This window comes from Acidisoma cellulosilyticum, from assembly GCF_020621385.1.
Classification (GTDB): domain Bacteria; phylum Pseudomonadota; class Alphaproteobacteria; order Acetobacterales; family Acetobacteraceae; genus Acidisoma; species Acidisoma cellulosilyticum.
Window position 1 is genome coordinate 442,070 of sequence record NZ_JAESVA010000003.1, and the last position, 20,967, is coordinate 463,036.

22 protein-coding genes are annotated in these 20,967 nt (G+C 65.5%); 13 read left to right on the forward strand and 9 right to left on the reverse strand.

Features of this window, described 5'->3' with window-relative positions:
* Positions 1–38 precede the first annotated feature (38 nt).
* The 6 genes from ACELLULO517_RS10800 to ACELLULO517_RS10825 all read left to right on the forward strand — a co-directional run bounded on the left by ACELLULO517_RS10800 (position 39) and on the right by ACELLULO517_RS10825 (position 5,104).
* On the forward strand, positions 39–782 hold the full coding sequence (locus ACELLULO517_RS10800; RefSeq protein ID WP_406566256.1) for a 2OG-Fe dioxygenase family protein: 744 nt from the start codon (positions 39–41) through the stop codon (positions 780–782).
* Positions 783–822: 40 nt separating this feature from the next.
* The gene (locus ACELLULO517_RS10805; RefSeq protein WP_227307375.1) at positions 823–1,560 is read left to right on the forward strand and encodes a pyridoxine 5'-phosphate synthase; all 738 of its coding nucleotides are present in this window, start codon (positions 823–825) and stop codon (positions 1,558–1,560) included.
* A gap of 112 nt (positions 1,561–1,672) precedes the next feature.
* The gene (locus ACELLULO517_RS10810) at positions 1,673–2,605 is read left to right on the forward strand and encodes a metal ABC transporter solute-binding protein, Zn/Mn family (protein ID WP_227307376.1); all 933 of its coding nucleotides are present in this window, start codon (positions 1,673–1,675) and stop codon (positions 2,603–2,605) included.
* A complete protein-coding gene (locus ACELLULO517_RS10815) occupies positions 2,606–3,421 on the forward strand; it encodes a metal ABC transporter ATP-binding protein (RefSeq protein WP_227307377.1) in 816 nt (271 codons plus the stop codon).
* A 7-nt stretch (positions 3,422–3,428) separates the two neighbouring features.
* Positions 3,429–4,307: a metal ABC transporter permease gene (locus tag ACELLULO517_RS10820; RefSeq protein ID WP_227307378.1), complete on the forward strand. Its 879-nt coding sequence runs from the start codon at positions 3,429–3,431 to the stop codon at positions 4,305–4,307.
* Between the two features lie 5 nt (positions 4,308–4,312).
* Positions 4,313–5,104: a metal ABC transporter permease gene (locus ACELLULO517_RS10825; RefSeq protein WP_227307379.1), complete on the forward strand. Its 792-nt coding sequence runs from the start codon at positions 4,313–4,315 to the stop codon at positions 5,102–5,104.
* Positions 5,105–5,122: 18 nt separating this feature from the next.
* On the opposite strand, the gene ACELLULO517_RS29045 is transcribed toward ACELLULO517_RS10825, so the two are convergent.
* Together ACELLULO517_RS29045 and ACELLULO517_RS10835 are read right to left on the reverse strand one after the other, a co-directional pair.
* The gene (locus ACELLULO517_RS29045) at positions 5,123–5,485 is read right to left on the reverse strand and encodes a type II toxin-antitoxin system RelE/ParE family toxin (protein WP_227307380.1); all 363 of its coding nucleotides are present in this window, start codon (positions 5,483–5,485) and stop codon (positions 5,123–5,125) included.
* Complete coding sequence (locus tag ACELLULO517_RS10835) at positions 5,482–5,757, reverse strand: ribbon-helix-helix domain-containing protein (protein WP_227307381.1); 276 nt, start codon at positions 5,755–5,757, stop codon at positions 5,482–5,484. The genes ACELLULO517_RS29045 and ACELLULO517_RS10835 overlap by 4 nt, the downstream gene beginning before the upstream one ends.
* 175 nt (positions 5,758–5,932) lie before the next feature.
* Between ACELLULO517_RS10835 and ACELLULO517_RS10840 the strand changes: the two genes are divergently transcribed.
* A complete protein-coding gene (locus ACELLULO517_RS10840; RefSeq protein WP_227307382.1) occupies positions 5,933–6,406 on the forward strand; it encodes a hypothetical protein in 474 nt (157 codons plus the stop codon).
* Between the two features lie 6 nt (positions 6,407–6,412).
* On the opposite strand, the gene ACELLULO517_RS10845 is transcribed toward ACELLULO517_RS10840, so the two are convergent.
* Positions 6,413–6,841 carry a MerR family transcriptional regulator gene (locus ACELLULO517_RS10845; protein WP_227307383.1) on the reverse strand — a complete coding sequence of 143 codons (429 nt, stop codon included), beginning with the start codon at positions 6,839–6,841 and terminating at the stop codon, positions 6,413–6,415.
* 51 nt (positions 6,842–6,892) lie between these two features.
* On the opposite strand from ACELLULO517_RS10845, the gene ACELLULO517_RS10850 reads away from it, so the two are divergent.
* Positions 6,893–7,753 (forward strand): oxidoreductase, encoded by an 861-nt coding sequence (locus ACELLULO517_RS10850; RefSeq protein ID WP_227307384.1) that lies wholly within the window; start codon positions 6,893–6,895, stop codon positions 7,751–7,753.
* A 15-nt stretch (positions 7,754–7,768) separates the two neighbouring features.
* Here the strand turns inward: ACELLULO517_RS10850 and ACELLULO517_RS10855 are convergent, their stop codons facing one another.
* From ACELLULO517_RS10855 to ACELLULO517_RS10865, 3 genes are read right to left on the reverse strand one after another with little or no spacing between them, the layout of a single operon-like run.
* Positions 7,769–9,064 (reverse strand): NAD(P)/FAD-dependent oxidoreductase, encoded by a 1,296-nt coding sequence (locus ACELLULO517_RS10855; protein ID WP_227307385.1) that lies wholly within the window; start codon positions 9,062–9,064, stop codon positions 7,769–7,771.
* Positions 9,061–9,642 carry a CoA pyrophosphatase gene (locus tag ACELLULO517_RS10860; RefSeq protein ID WP_227307386.1) on the reverse strand — a complete coding sequence of 194 codons (582 nt, stop codon included), beginning with the start codon at positions 9,640–9,642 and terminating at the stop codon, positions 9,061–9,063. Before ACELLULO517_RS10860 ends, ACELLULO517_RS10855 begins: the two co-directional genes overlap by 4 nt.
* A gap of 4 nt (positions 9,643–9,646) precedes the next feature.
* Entirely contained in the window at positions 9,647–10,300 is a 654-nt protein-coding gene (locus ACELLULO517_RS10865) for a DUF1285 domain-containing protein (protein ID WP_227307387.1), read from the reverse strand.
* Positions 10,301–10,489: 189 nt separating this feature from the next.
* Here ACELLULO517_RS10865 and ACELLULO517_RS10870 point away from each other — a divergent pair, with 189 nt between their 5' ends.
* The 5 genes from ACELLULO517_RS10870 to ACELLULO517_RS10890 all read left to right on the forward strand — a co-directional run bounded on the left by ACELLULO517_RS10870 (position 10,490) and on the right by ACELLULO517_RS10890 (position 18,157).
* Positions 10,490–11,515 carry an AAA family ATPase gene (locus ACELLULO517_RS10870; RefSeq protein WP_227307388.1) on the forward strand — a complete coding sequence of 342 codons (1,026 nt, stop codon included), beginning with the start codon at positions 10,490–10,492 and terminating at the stop codon, positions 11,513–11,515.
* Positions 11,505–12,389, forward strand: a complete 885-nt coding sequence (locus ACELLULO517_RS10875) for a DUF58 domain-containing protein (RefSeq protein ID WP_227307389.1) — start codon at positions 11,505–11,507, stop codon at positions 12,387–12,389. The genes ACELLULO517_RS10870 and ACELLULO517_RS10875 overlap by 11 nt, the downstream gene beginning before the upstream one ends.
* On the forward strand, positions 12,386–15,085 hold the full coding sequence (locus tag ACELLULO517_RS10880) for a DUF4159 domain-containing protein (protein WP_227307390.1): 2,700 nt from the start codon (positions 12,386–12,388) through the stop codon (positions 15,083–15,085). Before ACELLULO517_RS10875 ends, ACELLULO517_RS10880 begins: the two co-directional genes overlap by 4 nt.
* The gene (locus tag ACELLULO517_RS10885) at positions 15,082–17,220 is read left to right on the forward strand and encodes a hypothetical protein (RefSeq protein WP_227307391.1); all 2,139 of its coding nucleotides are present in this window, start codon (positions 15,082–15,084) and stop codon (positions 17,218–17,220) included. The genes ACELLULO517_RS10880 and ACELLULO517_RS10885 overlap by 4 nt, the downstream gene beginning before the upstream one ends.
* 247 nt (positions 17,221–17,467) lie before the next feature.
* On the forward strand, positions 17,468–18,157 hold the full coding sequence (locus tag ACELLULO517_RS10890; RefSeq protein WP_227307392.1) for a CarD family transcriptional regulator: 690 nt from the start codon (positions 17,468–17,470) through the stop codon (positions 18,155–18,157).
* A gap of 99 nt (positions 18,158–18,256) precedes the next feature.
* On the opposite strand, the gene ACELLULO517_RS10895 is transcribed toward ACELLULO517_RS10890, so the two are convergent.
* The 3 genes from ACELLULO517_RS10895 to ACELLULO517_RS10905 all read right to left on the reverse strand — a co-directional run bounded on the left by ACELLULO517_RS10895 (position 18,257) and on the right by ACELLULO517_RS10905 (position 20,721).
* Positions 18,257–19,030 (reverse strand): Bax inhibitor-1/YccA family protein, encoded by a 774-nt coding sequence (locus ACELLULO517_RS10895; protein WP_227307393.1) that lies wholly within the window; start codon positions 19,028–19,030, stop codon positions 18,257–18,259.
* Positions 19,031–19,254: 224 nt separating this feature from the next.
* Positions 19,255–19,890 (reverse strand): MlaC/ttg2D family ABC transporter substrate-binding protein, encoded by a 636-nt coding sequence (locus ACELLULO517_RS10900; protein ID WP_227307394.1) that lies wholly within the window; start codon positions 19,888–19,890, stop codon positions 19,255–19,257.
* A 33-nt stretch (positions 19,891–19,923) separates the two neighbouring features.
* Positions 19,924–20,721 carry an MlaA family lipoprotein gene (locus tag ACELLULO517_RS10905; protein ID WP_227307395.1) on the reverse strand — a complete coding sequence of 266 codons (798 nt, stop codon included), beginning with the start codon at positions 20,719–20,721 and terminating at the stop codon, positions 19,924–19,926.
* Between the last annotated feature and the right edge of the window lie 246 nt (positions 20,722–20,967).

Genomic DNA, 20,967 nt, shown 5'->3' on the forward strand with positions numbered 1-20,967 from the left:
TCGGACGACCGATTTCGACGCATGAGAGGATCGCGCGCATGGCGACGGAGCAGAATGCAGTAAGCGCCCTGGCGCAAGCCATGGACGCGACAGGTTTCGCCCAGGCGCAGGCAGCCCAGATGCAGATGATCCTGCAAGACCAGGGGCTGACGGATTGGGCCGGCTTCGCTTCCAGCTGGGACGATCTCGGCATCGACGGTTTCATGGCCGATGGCGGGCGCTATCGCCGTCGCCGTTTCGCGGCCTTCGGGGTTAAGGCGGCAGGAGGCGCCAACGGCATCCGCCGCAAGCCGCATCAGCCGCATTACCAAAGCCGCGACTATAACGCCTTGAACGGCGGCATCGCCCGCTGGTTCGACCCCGTGGCCGAAGCGATCGCCGACCATCCGACGACGACCGCCGTGCTGCGCTTCTGTAACGGGCTTTTCACGCGCCTGACCCCGCCGGACGTGCGGCCGGAGCATTGGCATGTGGAGATGCACCAGTTCCGCATCGAGGCGCAGGCCGGGTCGGACGGCAAACCGACGCCCGAAGGGCTGCATCGCGACGGCGTCGACTGGGTGCTGGTTCTGCTCGTCCGGCGGGAGAATGTCGCGGAGGGTGAGACCAGCATCACCAATCTTGAAAAGAAGCTTATGTCCCGCTTCACCCTCGCCGCGCCGATGGATGCGGCCCTGGTCGATGACAGCCGCGTCTATCATGGCGTGACGGCCGTGCATCCGCTGGACCCGGCGCAGCCGGCCTTCCGCGACGTGCTGGTCATCACCTTCCGCCGCGAATAATTTCTCTCCCTTCGTCTGACCAAAAACGCCCGGGGACTTCATGGCCAAGCTCAGTGTGAACCTGAACAAGATCGCCTTGCTCAGAAACTCCCGCCATACCGGGGTGCCGGACGTCGCGCATTTCGCGCGTCTGGCGCATGAGGCCGGCGCCCATGGCCTGACGGTTCACCCGCGGCCGGATGAGCGGCATATCCGCCGCACGGATGTCTTCATGCTCGACCGGCTGATGCGCCCCTGGCGCCCGGAATTCGAGTTCAATATCGAGGGTTATCCGGATCCGCGCTTCATGGATCTGATCGCTGAGGTAAGACCCGAGCAATGCACGCTGGTGCCTGACGCGCCGGGTGCCTTCACCTCCGACGAGGGCTGGAAACTTGGCCCCGACCAGATGGGCCTGGCCCGCACGGCCATTCAGCAACTGAAGGCCCAGGGCAGCCGCGCCATTCTTTTCGTCGATCCCAACCCCGATATCGTGAGCCGCGTCATCGACGCAGGCGCCGAGGGGATTGAGCTTTATACCGGCGGCTATGCCCAGGCCGTCCGCGAAGGCCGCCAGGCTGAACTGCTCGCCGCCTGTGGGGAAACCTGTGCCAAAGCGCGGGCGGCGGGGCTCGCGGTCAATGTCGGACATGACCTCAATCTCGACAATCTGCCGCCGCTGGTCGCCGCCATGCCGGGTCTGGCTGAGGCATCGATCGGGCATGAGCTGACGGCCGATGCGCTCGTCCTCGGCTGGGCGGAAGCCATCCGCCGCTACGCGGCGGCGCTCGCCGGATAATAGAACCGCGATCGACCGGCTGGAGCCGTGTAACGATATAGTGTAACACCTCTCTGGACAGGTGATTTTGATACGTTATAACATATCAAAATCACCCACCACGAGGATGGTTATGCGACTGAAGACAGCATTGGCGCGCGGCCTGACGGCCATCGCCCTGACAGCGACACTCGGCCTGGTGGCCCAGGCAAGGGCGGCGGCGGCTATTCAGGCGGTCGGCGTCGAAAATGAATATGCCGATGTCATCGGGCAGATCGGCGGCACCTATGTTCATGTCACCACGATCATGTCGGACCCCAATACCGATCCGCATTCCTTCGAAGTCAGCCCCAGGATCGCTGCCAGCATCGCGGGCGCCGATCTGATCGTCGAAAACGGCATCGGCTATGACAGCTGGGCCGATAAGATGATCGCGGCGGCCCCCAAAGTCGGGCGCCAGGTCATCAATGTCCAGCACCTGCGGGCTTTGCCGGATGACACGGCCAATCCGCATCTTTGGTACGATCCCGCGACCATGCCCTTGGTGGCGCAGGCGATTGCCGCGAAGCTTTCGGCGCTCGACCCCGCCCATGCCGCCTATTTCGCATCTCAGGAAGCGGCCTTCGCGGCCAGCCTGAAACCCTGGTTCGCGGCCCTCGCCACGTTCAAAGTAACTTATCCGAACACCGCAGTCGCGGTGACGGAGCCGGTGGGCGACTACATGCTGCATGCGGCGGGCGCGACAATCGAAACGCCCTGGGCGCTGGAAGCGGCCATCATGAACGATACCGATCCGGCGCCCCAAGATGTCACCAAGCAGAACGCCTTGCTGAAGAACGGGGCCGTCAAGGTCTTCCTGTACAACCAGCAGGTAACCGATCCGCTGACGCAATCTTTCCTGGAACTGGCCCATAAGGCGGGAATCCCGGTCGTCGGCGTCTATGAAACCATGCCGACCCCAGGCTACAGCTATCAAAGCTGGATGCTGGCCGAGGTTAAGGCCCTGACAAAGGCGCTCGCGGACAAGACTTCCACCGAAAGCCTGCTATCGGCGTCTTCAAAATAAATGGATGCAATGAATACCCTGGCGGAAACGCTGACCGTCTCTCAGCTGAGCGTCTCCTTCCCTGGCCGCCAGGTACTGCAGGACGTGAGCTTTTCGCTCGCGTCCGGCGAAGTCTGCGGGCTGATCGGATCGAACGGTTCCGGCAAGACAACCTTGCTGCGGACGATCCTGGGCCTGCAGGCGGCGACCAGCGGCACCGTCCATCTCAATGGTGCGGTCGGTTATGTGCCGCAGAAGATCGCCTTCGATATGGATATGCCGCTGCGTGCGCGGGACGTGGTGGGGCTAGGGCTGGACGGCAACCGCCTCGGCCTGCCGCTGCCCTCGCTGTCCAAACGCCGCAAGGTCGATGCCATGCTGCGGGCCGTGGGCGCCGAGGCTTTCGCCGATCAGCGCATCGGCGATCTATCCGGCGGGCAGCAGCAGCGCGTGCTGATTGCGCACGCCATGATCCGCCGCCCGCGCCTGCTGCTGCTGGACGAGCCGCTCGCCAATCTGGACGTCCGCGCGGTCGCCGATATCGTGGGACTGCTCAACCGCTTCGCGCGGGAAGAGGGCGTCACCGTACTGGTCTCCGCGCATGACATGAACCCGCTGCTCTCGGTCATGGACCGCATCGTCTATCTGGCGCAGGGCCGGGCTGCCACGGGAAGAACCGAGACCGTGGTGCGCACGGAAGTGCTCAGCCGGCTGTACGGCCATCATATCGATGTCATACGCGTGCATGGGCGCGTGCTGGTCATCGCGGCCGGCGCGGCCGACGAGATCCCGATCGCGGTTGAGAAGCATCCCGTCCATGTCTGCGAAATTCCCTGACGCAGCCATGTCTGTCTTAGATCTTCTGTTCGCGCCCGGATTTTTCGCGAGCGCCCCGGTTCAGACGGCGCTGATCATCGGCAGCGCGGCCGCCATCGTCTCAGCGCTCATCGGCGTCTTCACCGTGCTGCGCGGCCAGTCCTTCGCCGGCCACGCGCTGTCCGATATCAGCAGTGCCGGCGGTTCGGTCGCCTTCCTGCTCGGCATCAGCGCGCTTTGGGGATTTCTCGGCGTCGCCGTTCTGGCGGCGGGCGCGCTGGAACTGGCTGGCCTACGCCGCGCGAAAGAGCGCGATCTGGTCACCGGCATCGTGCTCGGCGCCGGATTGGGGCTGACGGCTTTGCTGCTGCATCTCGATATCGGCACGCGCAGTTCCGGCGGGGCCGCGATCTCCGTCATGTTCGGGTCGATCTTCGCCATTCCGGCATCGATGGTCCTATCCATGCTCGGCGTCAGTGCCGTCGCCGTGCTGCTGATCGGGCTGATCTACCGCCCGCTGCTGCTGACCTCGCTCGATCCCAATCTCGCATCGGCGCAAGGCGTGCGGGTGCATGCCGTCGGGCTGCTGCATCTGCTGATCCTGTCGCTGGCCGTGACGCTCTCGGCCATGACGATCGGCGCGATCCTGTCCACGGCCTTGCTGATCGGCCCGGCAGCGGCGGCGGTCCAGATCGCCCGCCGACCCGGCCGCGCGCTGATCCTGGCCGTGCTGTTTGGCCTCATCGCGACCTGGGGCGGCGTGCTGCTGGCCTATGACAGCTACGCCTGGACGCCGGGCCAGGCCTGGCCCGTGAGCTTCTTCATCACCAGCCTGGCCTTTCTGATCTATCTGGGCGCCCGGCTTTGGAAGCGCCTGCCGATCGCACGCCGGACGGCGGAGGCCTGATCCCGATGTTCGCAAGCTATATGATCAACGGCTGGATCATGGCGACGATCATCGCGGTCCTGGCCGGCGCGGTCGGGCTGTTCGTCGTGCTGCGCGGCATGAGCTTCGCGGCCCATGCCTTGCCGCTCGGCGCCTTTCCCGGCGCGGCGGCGGCCAATCTGCTCGGCATCAATGAGTTGTGGGGGCTGATCGGCTTTTCCGGCCTCGGCGTCATCGGCATCACGCAACTGGCCCAGCGGCAGCGGCGCGATGTCGCGACCGCTTTGGTGCTGATGGCGCTGCTCGGCCTCGGCACCTTGTTCCTCAGCCTCTCGGGCCATTACGCCCAGGGCGTCTACGCGCTGTTGTTCGGCCAATTGGTCAGCGTCAGCCGGGCGCAGATCTGGCCGGTGCTGGCGCTCGGCCTTGTCATCCTCGTCGCCATCGGGATCTGTTTCCGGCCGCTGCTGTTGAGCACGCTGTCGCCCGATCTGGCCGCCACCCACGGCGTTTCACCCAAGCGCACCGATTTCGGCTTTCTGCTGCTGGTGGGGGCGGCCACCGCCATGGCGCTGCCGGTGGTGGGGGCTCTTCTCGTCTTCAGCCTCATGGTCGGGCCCGCCGCCGCCGCGCGCAGCCTGACGGATCGGCCTGCGACCGCGCTGCTGCTGTCGGTCGGGCTCGCTTTGCTGACGGTCTGGGCTTCGATCGCGGCCGCCTATGTCAGCGACTGGCCGATCGGCTTTTTCGTGGGAGCTTTGGCCGCAGCCTTCTTCGCGGTCGCGCAACTCTCCCGCCGGTTCCGCCGCGCGGCTTAGCTGTCAAAGGCAAGAAGGCTAAGGACGCTCGCCGTCTTCAATCCGAGACTGCAAGCCCGCGACCATCGCATCGTAACCAATCGCCAGGATGCGCAGATCGCTGCCGACCACTCGCGCGATAAGGATATGCCTGGGCCTTCCAACCCCGCCTTCGCCGACAGGAACCCGGGCTCGGCTATGGCGGAGATGATAATGGATCCGGTCACCAACCATCTGAGCGCCAGGCCGCGAAGGATTGGCCAATAGGTCGCGGATAGCCTGACCGACCAGCACTTCGTAGCGCCGCCTCGCGGCCAAACCGAATTCGATTTCGCTCTCTCGAAAAATCCTGGTGAGCTGTCTAAGCGCTGACGGAGAAAAGTCGTAGTTGACTAAGGTCACTCTTCGTCGCGGCCAAGAGAGGCCAGAAAAGCGCCGAGGTCTTCTGGGGCGACACGCTTATACGCGCCCCTTGCGATCTCAGCCTCACCCTGATCGCCCAGGCGCTGGAGATAGGCAAGATGGGCTTGCTCACGGTCTAGGTCGGCCTCGTACCGGCGAAGCGCTTCGCGAATCACTTCGCTGGAACTGGCGTGGTGACCGGCAGAGACCAGACTGTCCATGAGCGACAAATGGTGCTCGGTGAACGAGATGGTTCGGGGTGCTGCAGGCATATCAGGCTCTCCTTCCAAGTCGAAGACTAGCGCCCTTATGAGGTTCTAACAAGAAAACAAGCCGTCTCAGTCCAAAGTCACCGGTCCTGAGCGTAAAGTTTCACCAAGAATAGATTGCTCGACGCGCTGATCCGTGCGTCTTCCCATTTTGCCTGATGCAGGATGGTAGATTCTCATGGCTCGTCTCTCGATCGGTGACCGCGTATCGGATGTCAGTGGCGCGCATGAGGGCAGGCTCATCGATATCGACGGTGAGACGGCCTATGTCATGCAGGCCAATGGCGTCGAGATCGAATTTCCGCTCGCTAAGCTCAAGCCCTATGAAGAGCCGGACGCGAAGGCGTCCGTCAGCGTCGCCGGGCAGCCTCATGGCCCGACACTCAACCTCATCCAACGCCGGCTGCTGGCATCCGTCCCCGATGAGATCCGCCGCGCCGTGGCACAGAGCTATGAAAAGGGCGCCGATGGCGGCCCGCGTCAGGCCTTCGCCGACCTGCCGGACGACAAGAAGCTGGAGACGATCCGCATTTACCTACCGTCTCTGCCGCGACACCTGCTCAGCCCCCATCTGAAACTCGTCGTCGCCTTCCGCGACATGGCCAAGGACGTGGCCCCGCGCGGCGAAAGCCGTCACACGCGGAGAGCATGAAGCGCCTCAACCGAAGGCGGGCGGCGTCCCATAATCGGAGAACCGAGGCTCGGGCCGGTCATCCTCCTGCCTCAGCCAATCGATCTTGGCGCGCAGATAGGCGGTCATGGCATTCAAATGCGCGGCCTTCTCCTCAAGTCGCGCAAGCTGCTGGGACATGATCTCGGCACTGCGCTGCCGGGTCATCTGACCCGCGCGATGCTCCTCGCCGAGGGCCGCGATCTCCTTGAGCGAAAATCCCAAGGACTGCGCCAGGCGGATGATCCGCGCCACATCGACAAGCTCTGCCGTGAAGACCTGATAGGGATTGCGGCCACCCTTGGTGCTCGTCTCCGGCACCAGTAGGCCAAGCCGCACGTAAAACCTGACGGTGTCGGTGCTCAATCCCGTGGTCCGCGCAAATTCCGAAATCAGCATCACTGGCTCCTTGACCATGGACTTAGCTCCAGGGTTATGCCTCAGGGCCGGATGATTGAGGAGTGGATAATGACAAAGACCGCGCTTGTAACAGGGGCCTCGTCTGGCATCGGCGAGGCGACGGTCCGGCGACTGCTGCGCGATGGATTTCGGGTCTATGCCGCCGCCCGGCGCCTGGATCGGATGGCACCATTGGAAGCCGCGGGGGCCAGGGTCATTGCGCTGGATCTGACCGATGACGCCTCCATGGTAGGCGTCATCGATCGGATCGCCGCCGAGGCCGGAAGGCTGGACGTGCTGGTCAATAATGCCGGCTACGGCGCTTATGGCGCGCTTGAGGATGTGGACCTCGCTGAGGGCCGCAGGCAGTTCGAGGTCAATGTCTTTGGCCTCGCAAGGCTCTGCCAACTGGCCCTGCCGATGATGCGGCGGCAGGGCAGCGGCAAGCTGGTCAACGTCACCTCGATCGGCGGCAAGGGCGGTGAGCCCTTCGGCAGTTGGTACCATGCGACGAAATTCGCCGTCGAAGGCATGAGCGATTGCATCAGGATGGAACTGGCACCGCTCGGGATCGACGTCATCGTCATCGAACCCGGTGCGATCCGAACCGAATGGGGCGGCATCGCGCGCGACAGCCTGCTCAACGCTTCGGGACATTCAGCCTATGGCCCCTGGGCGCGGCGGCATGCCTGGATGCTGGGCAGTGCCACGGAGTCACGGCTGCCCTCGCCGCCCGAGGTCGTCGCGAATACCATTGCGAAGGCGGTCGCGGCATCGCGCCCCCGCATACGCTACGCGACCGGCGGTGGTGCCCGGTTCTTCCTGTTCTTGCGGCGCGTGCTGTCGGACCGGCTTTTCGACAGGTTCATGTGGTGGGTGTCGCAGCGGGCTGGCGGATCGGCACAGATGGCCGCCGGCAATAATGCCTGAAGCCTGCGGGCCGGATTAGCCGAGGCGGAAGCGGCCCGGCCGGAAGGGCGAAGGGTCGATCGCGGGCGTCTGGCCGTTCAGAAGATCGGCGACCAGCCGCCCGGTGCCGGCCGATTGGGTCAGGCCAAGATGGCCATGGCCGAAAGCGTAGAGGATATGCGGTGACGCGCGGGACGGGCCGATCACCGGCAGACTGTCCGGCATGGACGGGCGGAACCCCATCCAAGGCCGGCCGCCCTCGGCCGACAGGCCGGGCAGGAAGCGCATCGCCTTTGTCAGCATCGCCGCCGACCGCTTGAAATTAGGCTTCAGGTCGAGGCCGCCGAATTCCACCGCACCGCCGACCCGCAAACCCGTCGTCAGCGGCGTGATGACAAATCCATGGCCGCCGAAAATGAGCTGGCGACGCAGATCGAAGGAGCCCAGCGGCAGGGTTGTGTTGTAGCCGCGCTCGGTCTCCAGCGGCAGGCGGTCGCCCAATAGATCGGTCAGGCGACGCGACCAGGCCCCACCTGCGATGACAATCTGACGCGCCTGCAAGACGCGGCCATCGGTCAGCACCACGCGGGCGCCGGCCTCCTCGGGGAAAATCTGCGACGCCTCGCCCTGTAGAAAGACAGCGCCACGGCTTTGCACATCGGCGGCCAGCCGGGTCGCGAAAATGAAGGGATCGCTGACCGTCCGCCAACCGGGCACAAAGGTCCCGGACGTGAATTGCGGCGCCAAGCCCGGTTGAAGATCGGCCATCGCCGCGCCGCTTACATGCGCGAAGGCGATACCGACCTTCGTCCGCTGCGCCCAGCCGGGAAGCGAGTCCTTGAACTCCGCCTCGCTCTCATACAGTTCCAGCGAGCCGTCGCGATGGATGAGATCGCCGAGTTGGCTCTCCGCAATCATGCGATCCATCTCGACCTCCGCCAGGCCCATCATCGCGACCTGCGCCGCGATGCTGGCGGCGATGCGGTCCGGCCAGCCGGCACGCCAGAAGCGCAGCAGCCAGGGTGCAATCTGCAACGCGTAACCCGGCCGGATGGTGAGAGGCCCCAGCGGGTCTGTCAGCCATTGCGGCAGGCGGCGGATCTTGCCTGATGTCGCCAGCGGCAGAATATCGGAGAAAGCGAGCGCGCCGGCATTGCCGGAACTGGTTGCACCGGCAACGACACCGCGTTCCACCAGCGTCACCTGCCGCCCGGCAGCCAGCAGCTTCTGGGCGGCAGCGAGGGCGATGATGCCGGCGCCGACGATCAGCACATCGGCGGGCGCCTCCGGCATCTCCACGCTCAGACGGATCTCGCCTGCTTGATCGCTCACCTGTGATCCCTCAACCTCTTCGCGAGGTCGAGAAGAATGGCAGCGGTCGCGCCCCAGATATAGTGGTCATCATGCGGCCAGACCCAGATATCCCGCCAGTCGCCGCTTTTCAGCTTCATCCGCTGGCGCTTCGGCTGATCAGGGTCCAGCAGCACGGCCAAAGGCAAGGTCAGAAGGCCGGCAACCTCGTCCGCCGCCGGATGCAGCGGCACGCCGGGCGCCAGGATGCCGATGACCGGGGTGACCAGAAATCCGGTGCCGGTTTCGATGATCGACAGCCGGCCGATGATATCGACGGCGCCGGGCGGTAGCGCGATCTCCTCCCACGCCTCCCGCAAGGCGGCAGCCTCAGGGCTGGCATCGCCAGGGTCGATGCGCCCGCCAGGAAAGCTCACCTGCCCGCCATGTTTGCGCAAATGATCGGCGCGCTTGGTCAATAGAATGCGGGGCGTGGGTTCCAGGATGATCGGCACCAGCACGGCGGCCGCCAGCCCTTGTTCCGCACTGGCGGCAATCTCTCGCCGTTCCGACACCGGCACCGGGCGAGCCAGCGCCGCCCGCAACTCGGCTTCCGTCACGACGTCAGATCTCGTCGTTCGGCATTTCCCCGAGTGGGAAAAACACGCCCGAGCTCCAGACGCCCAGCATCATCTTGCCGCGCACGGTCTGCGGTTCGGCCAGTGCCGCAAGCTCGTAGAAGACGGGCCGGCTGATCCGCGCCTCGATCGGATGCGCGCCATTGCCCGGCCGCAAACGGACATAGGGTTTGGGGTCGCCGCCGCCTTCGTCATTGAAGCGCAGCGGGTGATCCAGGTCGACGGTCACGATCTCATCCGTATTGGTGCGGAAGGTCACGATCTGCGCGCTATCGGCGCCGTTCCAATCCATCTCGACGACGACGAAGGGCGCATCCTCGACGACGATGCGGCCACGCTCGGCCGGCGTTTCCAGCCAGAAACTGCCATCCGCTTCCCGCCGCAGCACGCTCGCGAAGAGGCAGACCAGTTCCTTGCGGCCGATCGCCGTGCCTTTGTACAGCCAGGTGCCGTCCCGCTTGATAACGAAGGGCAGGTCGCCGCATTCGGCGGGTGGCCGTCGCATTTTTTTTGGCGGCGCATTCATGATCGCGGCCACGGCGGCGCGGTCCGGCAGCACGACCTCGATCCCCGTCACATGTGGTGTGCCGACCATGCCCTGGCCGCCGATCTCAGGCTCGGCATCCGCATGGCCTCGCATTTTCATTCCTTTGCCCTCGCCAGACACAGCCTTACCCCACTCACCCCGGCCCGCCGTTTCACGGAAGCGTTTCCGGGCATTACCACCACATCTTTCTGAGCCGACTTCGCCTCAAGGACAAATATAGATAGGGTCTGTCCGTTCGTGAGGTCCTCGCCTCATGGAAAGCGACGACAGCCAAGGAATGCCATGCTTTTCGAAATGGGACGCCCTACCGGACAAGGCAATGAGGCGGATGCGATTCTTGCCCGTGCCGACGAACTGGGCGCGCGCCTTGCCGCGCTGCGCGCTGAAATCGGTCGGGTGATCTTTGGCCAGACCGAGGTCGTGGACCTCGCTTTGACCGGCATTCTCTCCGGCGGCCATGTGCTGCTGGTCGGCGTGCCGGGCCTGGGCAAGACGAGGCTGGTCGATACGCTGGGCCGCACGCTGGGGCTGGACACCAAGCGCGTGCAGTTCACGCCCGACCTCATGCCCGCCGATATCCTGGGCAGCGAAGTGCTGGACGAGGCGTCGGAGACCGGACGTCGCGCCTTCCGCTTCCTGCCCGGCCCGGTCTTCTGCCAGCTGCTGATGGCGGATGAGATCAACCGTGCCAGCCCGCGCACGCAGTCGGCCCTGCTGCAGGCGATGCAGGAAGGGCATGTGGCGGTCGCGGGGCACGACCGTCCGCTGCCCCGCCCCTTCCATGTTCTGGCGACGCAAAACCCCATCGAGCAGGAAGGCACTTATCCGCTGCCGGAAGCGCAGCTGGACCGGTTTCTGCTGCAGATCGACCTGCGCTATCCGGCGCGGGAGGATGAGCGTGCCATGCTGCTAGCGACGACCGGCGCGCATGCCCCGGACGTGACCGCCGTTCTCTCTGCCGAGGAGTTGATGGGCGCACAAAACCTGGTTCGTCACATGCCGATCGGCAATGCCGTCGTCGATGCCATCGTCAATCTCGTGCGCGACGGCCGGCCGGATGGATCGGGCCTTGCGATGGTCCGGGACCATATCGCCTGGGGGCCGGGTCCGCGTGCCGCGCAGGCATTGATGCTCGCCACGCGCGCCCGCGCGCTGCTCGACGGACGGCTGTCACCCAGCCTCGCCGATATCGCGGCGCTGGCCCCCTCCGTGCTGCGTCATCGCATGGCGCTGTCCTTTGGCGCGCGGGCTGAGGGCGTGACGCTGGAAGCCGTCATCGACGCGATGGTCGCCCGCATTGGCGCTTAGCTCCCCGAAGCCTCTCGCCGCTTTAAAGGCCGAGGCGCTCGGCCAGACCCTGCCGCCGCTGTTGCTGGCGGCCGAGCGGGTGGCGACGACCGTCGCGCAGGGCGTTCATGGCCGCAGGCGCACCGGCCGGGGCGACAGTTTCTGGCAATATCGTCCCTTCGCCGAGGGCGACGGCGCCGACCGTATCGACTGGCGGCAAAGCGGCCGCTCCGACCGGCTGTTCGTGCGCGAGACGGAATGGGAGGCGGCACAGACCGCCTATCTCTGGGTCGCCGATGGCGCCGCTATGCGCTGGCATTCCGCTGATGCTGCCCCGAAGCGGGACCGTGCCGTGCTGCTCGCCCTCGCCCTCGCATCCCTGCTGTTGCGCGGCGGCGAATATGTCCGGCTGCTGGGGGCCGCCGCCCATCCGGCCTCCGGTCGCGCGGCCCTGCCGGCGATTGCCGGTCTGCTCGACCAGACGGAGATGCGCGAGCAGCCCTTGCCGCCCCGGTTGGCCGTTCCGCGCCATGCCCATGTCATTCTGATCGGCGATTTTCTGGAGCCGCTGGACAGCGTGCAGGCTGCCGTCACCGGCTTCGCCGCGCTGCCCGTCACCGGTCATATTCTTCAGGTGCTGGACCCGGCCGAGGCCGACCTGCCCTTTCGGGGGCGCGTGCGCTTTCAGGGCCTCGGCAACCGGCAGGCTGGCGGCAGCATCCTCGTGCCGAAAGTCGAAACCATCCGCGCCGAATATCAGAAGCGGTTGCAGGCGCAGATCGCGGGACTGGGTGCCATCGCGGGTGCCGCCGGCTGGAAGGCCTCTCTGCACCGCACCGACCACGCGCCGAATACGGCGCTGCTCGCGCTCTATGAGGCTCTGGCCAATCGATGATCTTTGCCGAGCCCTGGCTGCTGCTCGCCTTTCTGGTCCTGCCTTTGCTGTGGTGGCTGCTGCGGGCCAGCCCGCCTGCGCCGCGCACGCAAAGCTTTCCGGCGCTGCGCCTGCTCGCCGATCTGGAGGCGACGGCCGAAAGCCCAGAGCGCACGCCGCCCTGGCTGATGGCGCTGCGTATTCTGGCCCTTGCCTGCCTGATCCTTGGTCTCGCCAATCCGATCCTCAATCCAAGGCGGGGTATGGCCGGTGCCGGGCCGCTGCTGATCGTGCTCGACAATGGCTGGGCCGCAGCCGGTGACTGGCCAGACCGCGCGGCGACCGCCCGCGCCGCCATCCAGGCAGCCGACCGCAGCGACCGGCCGGTCGCGCTGCTGATGACGGCGGCCGAGATCGATGGACGGATGCCGGCCATCCTGGGTCCCATGGCCGCGCGGGATGCGCTGGCGCGACTGGCGGCGGTCGAACCGCAAGCCTGGGCGCCGGATCGCGCGGCGGATACCCGCGCGCTGGACGGCTGGCGCCACGCAGCCAGCTCCGTGCTGTTCATCGATGACGGCATCACCGCACCCCACGATGAGGCAGCCTTTCGCGCGGCCCTTGCGCGCGTCGGCAGCGTGACGGACGCAAGGGCGCTCGGCACGGCGGCTCTGTTGCAGGCGCCTGAGGAGCGGGACGGCGCATTGCTCATTCGGCTCGCTGCCGTGCCGCAGCCGGTCGCGCGGCATTTCGCGGTTCTGGCCCAGGGCAGCACCGGAAACACGCTCAACCGCATCGCCCTCGACCTCCCGGCCGGACAGGCTGAGGTTTCGGCGCCGCTCGGCCTGCCGACGATGCTGGCCAATAGCGTCACGAAGCTGCTGATGGCCGGGGCGCCCAGCGTCGGCGGCACGCTGCTGCTGGACCGGCAATGGCGCCATCGTATCGTTGGCCTGGCCTCGACCGCCGGCACCAATGCGGATGCGCCGCTGGTCGGGCCGCTTTTTTATCTCAACCGCGCGCTGGGACCGGATGTCGATATCCGCCGCGGCGGGTTGATGGACCTGCTGAGCCAGCCGCTATCCGTCCTCATCCTCAGCGACCGACCGCTGACCTCGCCGGATGAGGTCGCAGCCGTGACCCGCTTCGTGCGCCAGGGCGGCCTGCTGATCCGTTTCGGCGGACCCATGACCGGAGAGACCGCCGACACGCTGCTGCCGGTGCATCTGTTGCGGCAGGATCGCAGCCTGGGCGGCGCCTTGTCCTGGAACAAGCCGGAACCTCTGGCACCCTTCCCGGCGACCAGCCCCTTCGCGGGCCTGCCGATACCGAAGGACGTCTCGGTCAGCCGCCAGTTGCTGGCCGATCCGGCCTCCCTCACCGGCGTCAATGTCTGGGCGACGCTCGCGGACGGCACCCCGCTCGTCTCGTCAGCCCCTATGGGCCAAGGCCGCATCGTGCTGTTTCACGTGACGGCGGATGCCGACTGGTCCAGCCTGCCGCTGTCGGGCCTCTTTCCGGATATGCTCGACCGGCTGATCCATCTGGCATCCGGCACCGGTGACGGCGACCCGAAGGCGCGGCTGGCGCCCTATTCCATCATGAACGGTTTTGGGGAGATGAACGCGCCGAGCGCGGCCGCGAGCCCTATCGAGGCGGACCAGCTGGCGACGACACAGCCCTCGCCCCGCACGCCGCCGGGCCTGTACGGCACGGCCGGCGATCGGCACGCGCTCAATCTCGGACCCAGCCTGCCGGCACCGACCAGCGCCGGTCCGGTCCCCGGCTCAACGCCCGGCGGCCTGTCCGGCCGGCTGGCGGAGCGTGATCTGGGCCCCATGCTTACCGCACTCGCCATCGCTCTGCTGATCCTCGACCTGCTGGCCAGCCTGCTGCTGCGCGGTGCATTGCGCTGGCACCGCAAGGCCAATGTCACGCTCGCGCTCGTGCTCGGCCTCAGCCTGGTCGCGGCATATCCTGCCCATAGCGCGGAAACGGTGCCGCAGGCGGCGCTGCAAACCTCGCTCGGCTATGTCGTCACCGGCAATAGCAGCGTCGATCGGCTGTCGCGTGACGGCCTGGCCAGCCTGTCGGATTTCGTCAGCAGCCGTTCGGCCGCCGTGCTCGGGCCGCCCGTGGGCGTCGTGCCGGGCCGCGATGATCTCAGCCTCTACCCTCTGCTGTATTGGCCGATCCTGCCGGGTGGGGCGGCACCCACCGGCGCCTCCACCGCCGCGCTGAACCAGTTCATGGAGAATGGCGGCATCATCCTCATCGATACGGAGGGCAGCGACGTCGGTGCGCCGGGGTCAGGCTCGGGCTTGCAGCCGGGCGCGGCGCAAGCCTTGCGGCAGGCGGTTGCCGGGCTCGATATCCCGCCGCTGACGCCGCTCACGTCGCGCCATGTCCTGGCCCATAGCTTCTATCTGCTGCGCGACTTCCCCGGCCGCTATGACGGCGCGCCGATCTGGGTGACGCAGACGCCCGAGGCGAGCAATGACGGGGTCAGCCCCATCATCATCGGCGCCAATGACTGGGCCGCCGCCTGGGACATGAACCAGGACGGCAGTTTCCCCTACAGCACCATGCCGGGCAGCGATCAACAGCGACTCTACGCCTATCGCTTCGGCATGAACCTCGTGATGTATGCCCTGACCGGCACCTATAAGGGCGACCAGGTCCATGTCCCGGCCATTCTGGAGCGGCTGGGACAATGAATACCGTCTCGACCGTCGTCGGCCTGAACGTCACGCCGGCGCTGCCGCTTTGGGTGCTATTGGTCCTTGGCGTCGCTGGGCTGATCGTGCTGATCCCGGCCTTCCTGAACCGCACCCCAGGCCGTTGGTGGCGCCTGCTGCTGCTGGCTTTGCTTCTGGGCTGGCTGAGCGGGCCAAAGCTCGTGCGCCAGCATTGGCGGGCGCGCCCGGATATCGCGCTCCTCGTCGTCGATCACAGCGGGTCGGAGACGATCCGGGGTCGCATGGCGCAGATCGACGCAGCGCGCGCCCAGGTTTCACGTGAAGCGGCGGCGATCCCCGGATTGGAACTCCGCACGATCACGGTGCCAGAGACAGGCAGCCAGGGTACGCAGCTATTTGCGGCCATCAATACCGCGCTCGGCGATATCCCGCCCGATCAGCTGGCCGGGGTTGTCGCCCTCAGCGACGGCGAGATATCCGATATTCCGGTGAAACCCGGCTTCACCGCGCCCTTCCATCTGCTGCTGCCCGCAAAGGGCGAGGAGACGGATCGTCGCCTGCGGCTGATCGACGCGCCGCGCTACGGCGTCATCGGCAGTACCATCACGCTGCGCTATGAGGTGGAAGACCTTGGCCCCGCGCCCGCAGGCGGCACGGCCACGGTCACCGCGATGCGCGACGGTGCGGTTCTTTCCACCAGCACCGTGCCGGCCGGACAGGTGCAGACCCTCATTCTGCCGGTGAAGCAGGAAGGCCCCTCCGTCATCGTTCTGAAGGCCTCCGGCCTCGACGGCGAAGCCTCCCCCATCAACAACCAGCAGATCGTGACCATCAACGGCGTGCGGGACCGGTTGCGCGTGCTGCTGATCTCCGGCCAGCCTGATCCTGGCGAACGCGCCTGGCGGCGGCTGTTGAAGTCCGATCCGGCGGTCGATCTGGTGCATTTCACCATCCTGCGTCCGCCGGACAAGGACGACCTCACCCCGCTTGACCAGCTGGCGCTGATCGCCTTCCCGGAGCGGGAGCTGTTCGAGCAGAAGATCGCGAATTTCGACCTGATCATCCTGGATCGGTTCCAGAATCAGGGGATTCTGCCCTCCGCCTATCTCAGCAATATCGCCCGCTATGTGCGGCAGGGCGGCGCCCTGCTGCTGGAAGCCGGACCCGAATTCGCGGGAGCGGGATCGATCGCCCATAGCGATCTTGGCTCCATCTTGCCGGCGCAGCCCGTCGCCGCGGCGCAAGGGAATGACGCGTCCCTCGGCCTGCCCGCGGGTTTCGGCCAGCCTGCGGTCAGTGGCGCCGGCATCACCACGGCCCAATTCCGTCCGGCGCTGACCGATATGGGGCTGCGCCACCCGGTGACAGCCGATCTGCCGGGCGTGGACGGGTCCCATACGCCGGACTGGGGCCAATGGTATCGGCTGATCGATACGACCGATGTCCAAGGCCAGGTGCTGATGACGGGTCCCGCTAACAAGCCGCTGCTGATCCTGGATCATGTCGGGCAGGGCCGCGTCGGCCTGCTGCTATCGGACCAGATCTGGCTCTGGGCGCGGGATCATGACGGCGGCGGACCGCAGGCCGAGCTTCTGCGCCGGGTCGCGCATTGGCTGATGAAGGAGCCAGCCCTGGATGAAAACCGGCTGAGTGCGGTTTTCGACGGCGATAGGCTGCATATCGATCAGCGCCAGTTGCAGGCGAACGCACCGCCCGCGGTGACGATCACCAATCCCGACGGTCAGACATCGCAGCGGACGATGACCGCCGCCGGCCCCGGCCATGCCGTGCTGGACGTGCCTGCCTACGCGCCTGGCCTATGGACGGTTTCGGACGGAACCCGCACCGCCTATGCCGCCTCCGACATGGCCGATCCGCCGGAATGGGCCGATCTGCGCGCAACCGCCACTAAAGCCGGCGGGATCGTCGCGGCGACCCGTGGCAGCGCGCATTTCCTGGGCGCCGGCGGCACGCCTGGGCTGCGTCTGGTGGAAGCCGGGAATACGGAGGGTGGCCAGGAGTGGATCGGCCTTCGCCGCAATCATGCGCATGTCACCACCGGCATCGCCCTGACGCCGCTGCTGCCGGGCTGGGCGGCTCTGCCGCTGCTCATTCTGGTGCTGCTCGTCGCCTGGCGTCGCGAAGGTCGCTGACATAGCAGACTGGCCGAAGGCTCTAGGCGCGCGCGCTCGATTGGTCATGACTTTTGGCGAGATCTGTGATATACGCATGAACCATGATGAAAAATCAGGCCGTTGTCGCGCGGGCCGCGTCGCCCGTGTTGAACCGTGCCGTTTGTATCCGTCGCCCTTGAATCCGTCTCAGGCTGCGGCCATTGCCTCGGCATGGCCGTGACATGATCGGTTCCGGACGACTTTATTTCGTGGAAGGCTTGCGCCCATGAATGCCTCTTCTCCCGAAGCATCCGATACTCTGATGCCGGAAGACGATGTCGCTACGACCGACACGATGACCCCAGTTGCTGTGACTGAGGCCGCACCGACCGAATCCACGCCCGAGGCATCTCCCGCGCCCGAGCCTGCTGCGGCGCCCACTGCCGAAAAGCCCGTCAAGCCGCCGGTGCCGGTGCCCACGGGCAAGCCGGAAACCTTCGCCGAGGGCGATTACGTGGTCTACCCGACCCATGGCGTCGGCAAGGTCGAGCGGATCGCGACGGAAGAGATCGCCGGCCATAAGCTGGAACTGATCCACATCACCTTCGAAGAAAACCGCATGACGCTGCGCGTGCCGGTGGCCAAGGCCCGCACCGCCGGCCTGCGCAAGCTCGCCACCCGCAAGCTGTTCGACGATGCGCTGGCCGTGCTGAAGGGCCGCGCCCGCGTCAAGCGCACCATGTGGTCGCGCCGGGCGCAGGAATACGAGGCCAAGATCAATTCCGGCGATCCGCTGGCGATTGCCGAGGTCGTCCGCGACCTGCATCGCAATTCCGGCCAGCCGGACCAGAGCTTCAGCGAACGTCAGATCTATGAGGCGGCGATGGATCGCCTGGCCGCTGAGCTCGCGGCGCTGGACAAGACCGATAAGCTGACGGCGGCCCAGAAGCTGAACGACTTCCTCAAGACGCTCTGACGCTGACCGGCTGACCAAAGAAAAAGGCGGACGACCCAAGGGTCGTCCGCCTTTTTTAATGCCTCACCCCGATCTTGCGACCGGGGCGAGACAGAAAGATCAGTTGTTGTTCCGGTTGCCCATGATCTGCATCATCATCATGAAAAGATTGATGAAGTTCAGATACAGCGCCAGGGCGTCATAGACGCTGCGTTTGGCCGCCATCTCACCGTCATAGGCATAGCCATTCTGGATATAGTCGGTCTTGATCCGCTGCGTGTCGTAGGCGGTCAGACCCGTGAAGACCAGCACGCCGATGACGCTGATGCCCAGCTGCAGCGGCGCCGAGTGCAGGAACATATTCACCAGGCTGGCGATCACGATGCCGAACAGGCCCATGATCATGAAACTACCCATGCCGGTCAGGTCACGCTTGGTGACATAGCCCCAGGCGCTGGTCGCGGCGAAGGTCGCGGCGCAGATGAAAAACACCGAGACGATCGAGGTCTGGGTAAAGACCAGGAAGATATTCGTCAGGCTGGCGCCCATCACGGCCGCGAAGATCCAGAAGATCGTCTGTGCCGCCTGGCGGGACAGTTTATTGACGCCGAAGCTCAGCACCATGACGAAGACCAAGGGCGCGAACATCAGCAGATAGGCGAGGCCGGACGGGCGGTGAACCAGGAACCCCTGGGCGCTCTGCACCTGCGGATAAAGAATGTTGATCGCGTCGGTATTGGCGATGCCGTAGGCGACGATGCCCGTCAGCAGCAGGCCGGACGCCATCCAGTTGAAGACGCGCAGCATATAGGCGCGCAGCCCGGCATCGATGACCGCTGCCGACGCGGCGGCAGGCGCGCCACGATAGGTTCGGAAGTCGGGACCAAAAGCCATTGTCGAAAAATCCTTTTAACACCGCGCAATACGGCTCGCCCTATTGTGGCGGCTTCGCGCGCCCGATCAAGCTAAATCCATTATACAATTTCGCAACAATTGGCTTACAGCCTCGGGGCTTCACGGCCGTACCGCAAGGTCCCCACAACCTGAAAAGCCAGGCCGACCTCGGGTCGACCTGGCTTTTTATCAGTCGTCAGGCGCAGTTTTGCGGAAAGGCGCGATCAACCCGCCGCGTTGGATTGGAAGCGCGCCAACTGATGATGCATGGCGTCCAGCAGCGGCTGGACCTGCCCGCCATGCTGGGAAATGACGCCGGCGTAATCATTACGCTCGGTCAACCGCAGGCTGGTGCCTTCGGCAAGGATGTCGATGATCTTCGGCTTGCCGCCGACCGTCGCCACCACCCACTGCACCTGGGCCTCCGGCTTGCCGGGAACCACCACGTCGGTATCGACCACGATACCGACGTCGCGCATCGCCGCCTGGCCCATGGTGAATTTCGCGCCCTGGAAGGAACTGGCCTGGCCGGTCACGGCATAGACCAGCAGCTGCCGGAAGGTCTGCATATAATCCTGCTGCTGGGCCGGGGTCGCGACACGCCAGTAACGGCCGAGAACGAAGTGCGCGACGCCGTCGACATCGACCGCACCGCGCACCAGCTGCTGCATCGCGGCCTGTTTCTGCGCATCACCCTGGGACGAGTTGATCACGCCCAGAAGCTGCGAGCATGTGGATTGGATCAGCTCCCGGGCCTGGGACACATCGTCGGCCCGCGCCTGCACGCTCACAGCCAAGGAGCCGGCCAACAGCATCGCGGTGGCAAGGAAAGTCATCACTCTACGGCGGCGGATGCGCATCTTCGTCTCCGGGTCCTTAAGCTCGTTTCAGGCTCAGTTCTGCGTCGCCGGCGTCGCTGCCGGCTGCGGATACCAAGCTGGAATCGTATGGCGGTTATCGTCGCGGGCAGCCTGGATGGCGGCGTCACGATGCTGGCGATAGAGGCTGCGGAAGGTCGCATAGGGATCGAGCGCCATGCGCTTGACCTCGTCGATCGGCTTCAGAAGCTCGGCACGCGTATTCACGATGGTCAGCGTCGTGCGAGCATAGCCCAGGTCGGTCACGATCGCGCCCTGACCGATCCAGAAGAACGGATCGGAGACGATGCCGACGCCGAAGCCGGCCGCGTCACGCGGACCGGACGGGCCCAGGACCGGCAGATACAGGAAGGGTCCGCTGCTCACGCCCCAAAGTGCGAGGGTGATGCCGAAATCCGCCTCATGCGAGGGCCAGCCCATCCCGGTCGCGAAATCGAAAATGCCGCCGACACCGAGCGTGGAGTTGACGACGAAGCGCATCAGGCTGTCACCCGCACGGCGGGATTTGGCTTCCAGAATGTCGTTGAAGAAAACGACCGGCGTATGCAGGTTTTCCAGGACATTGCCGATATGATTGCGCACCGTCCGGGGCACGACATAGGCATAGCCTTGCGCCACCGGCTTCATGGCATAGGTGTCGAGCGCGTTGTTCACCGCATATAGCTTGCGGTTCATCGGCTCCAGCGGATCGTCATTCTGCTTATAGGCTGCCAATGCCTCCGGGTCAGACGCCGGCGGCTTGGTGGCACATCCCGCGAGACCCGTCAGCAGAACAGCCGCCATCAGTCCAGCGGCCCAGATCCTGGATGTCACGCAGCAACCCCCTCGTTCACAACGGTCATAGCACTTACATACCTTCGAGCAGCTTTGGGACCAGACCTAGAGCAAAATCGTCGCGGCGCAAAACCGATCTTGCCCCGCGACCGACGACCCGGGCCAGGGCGGCCCATCCCGTCACCGCCGTCTTGCATGAACCGCACGAGACTGCCACGGAGATTTACCGTATGAGACTGATGACGCGCATGACGAGTCCTGACTGATGAACCTTCCTCTCACCCC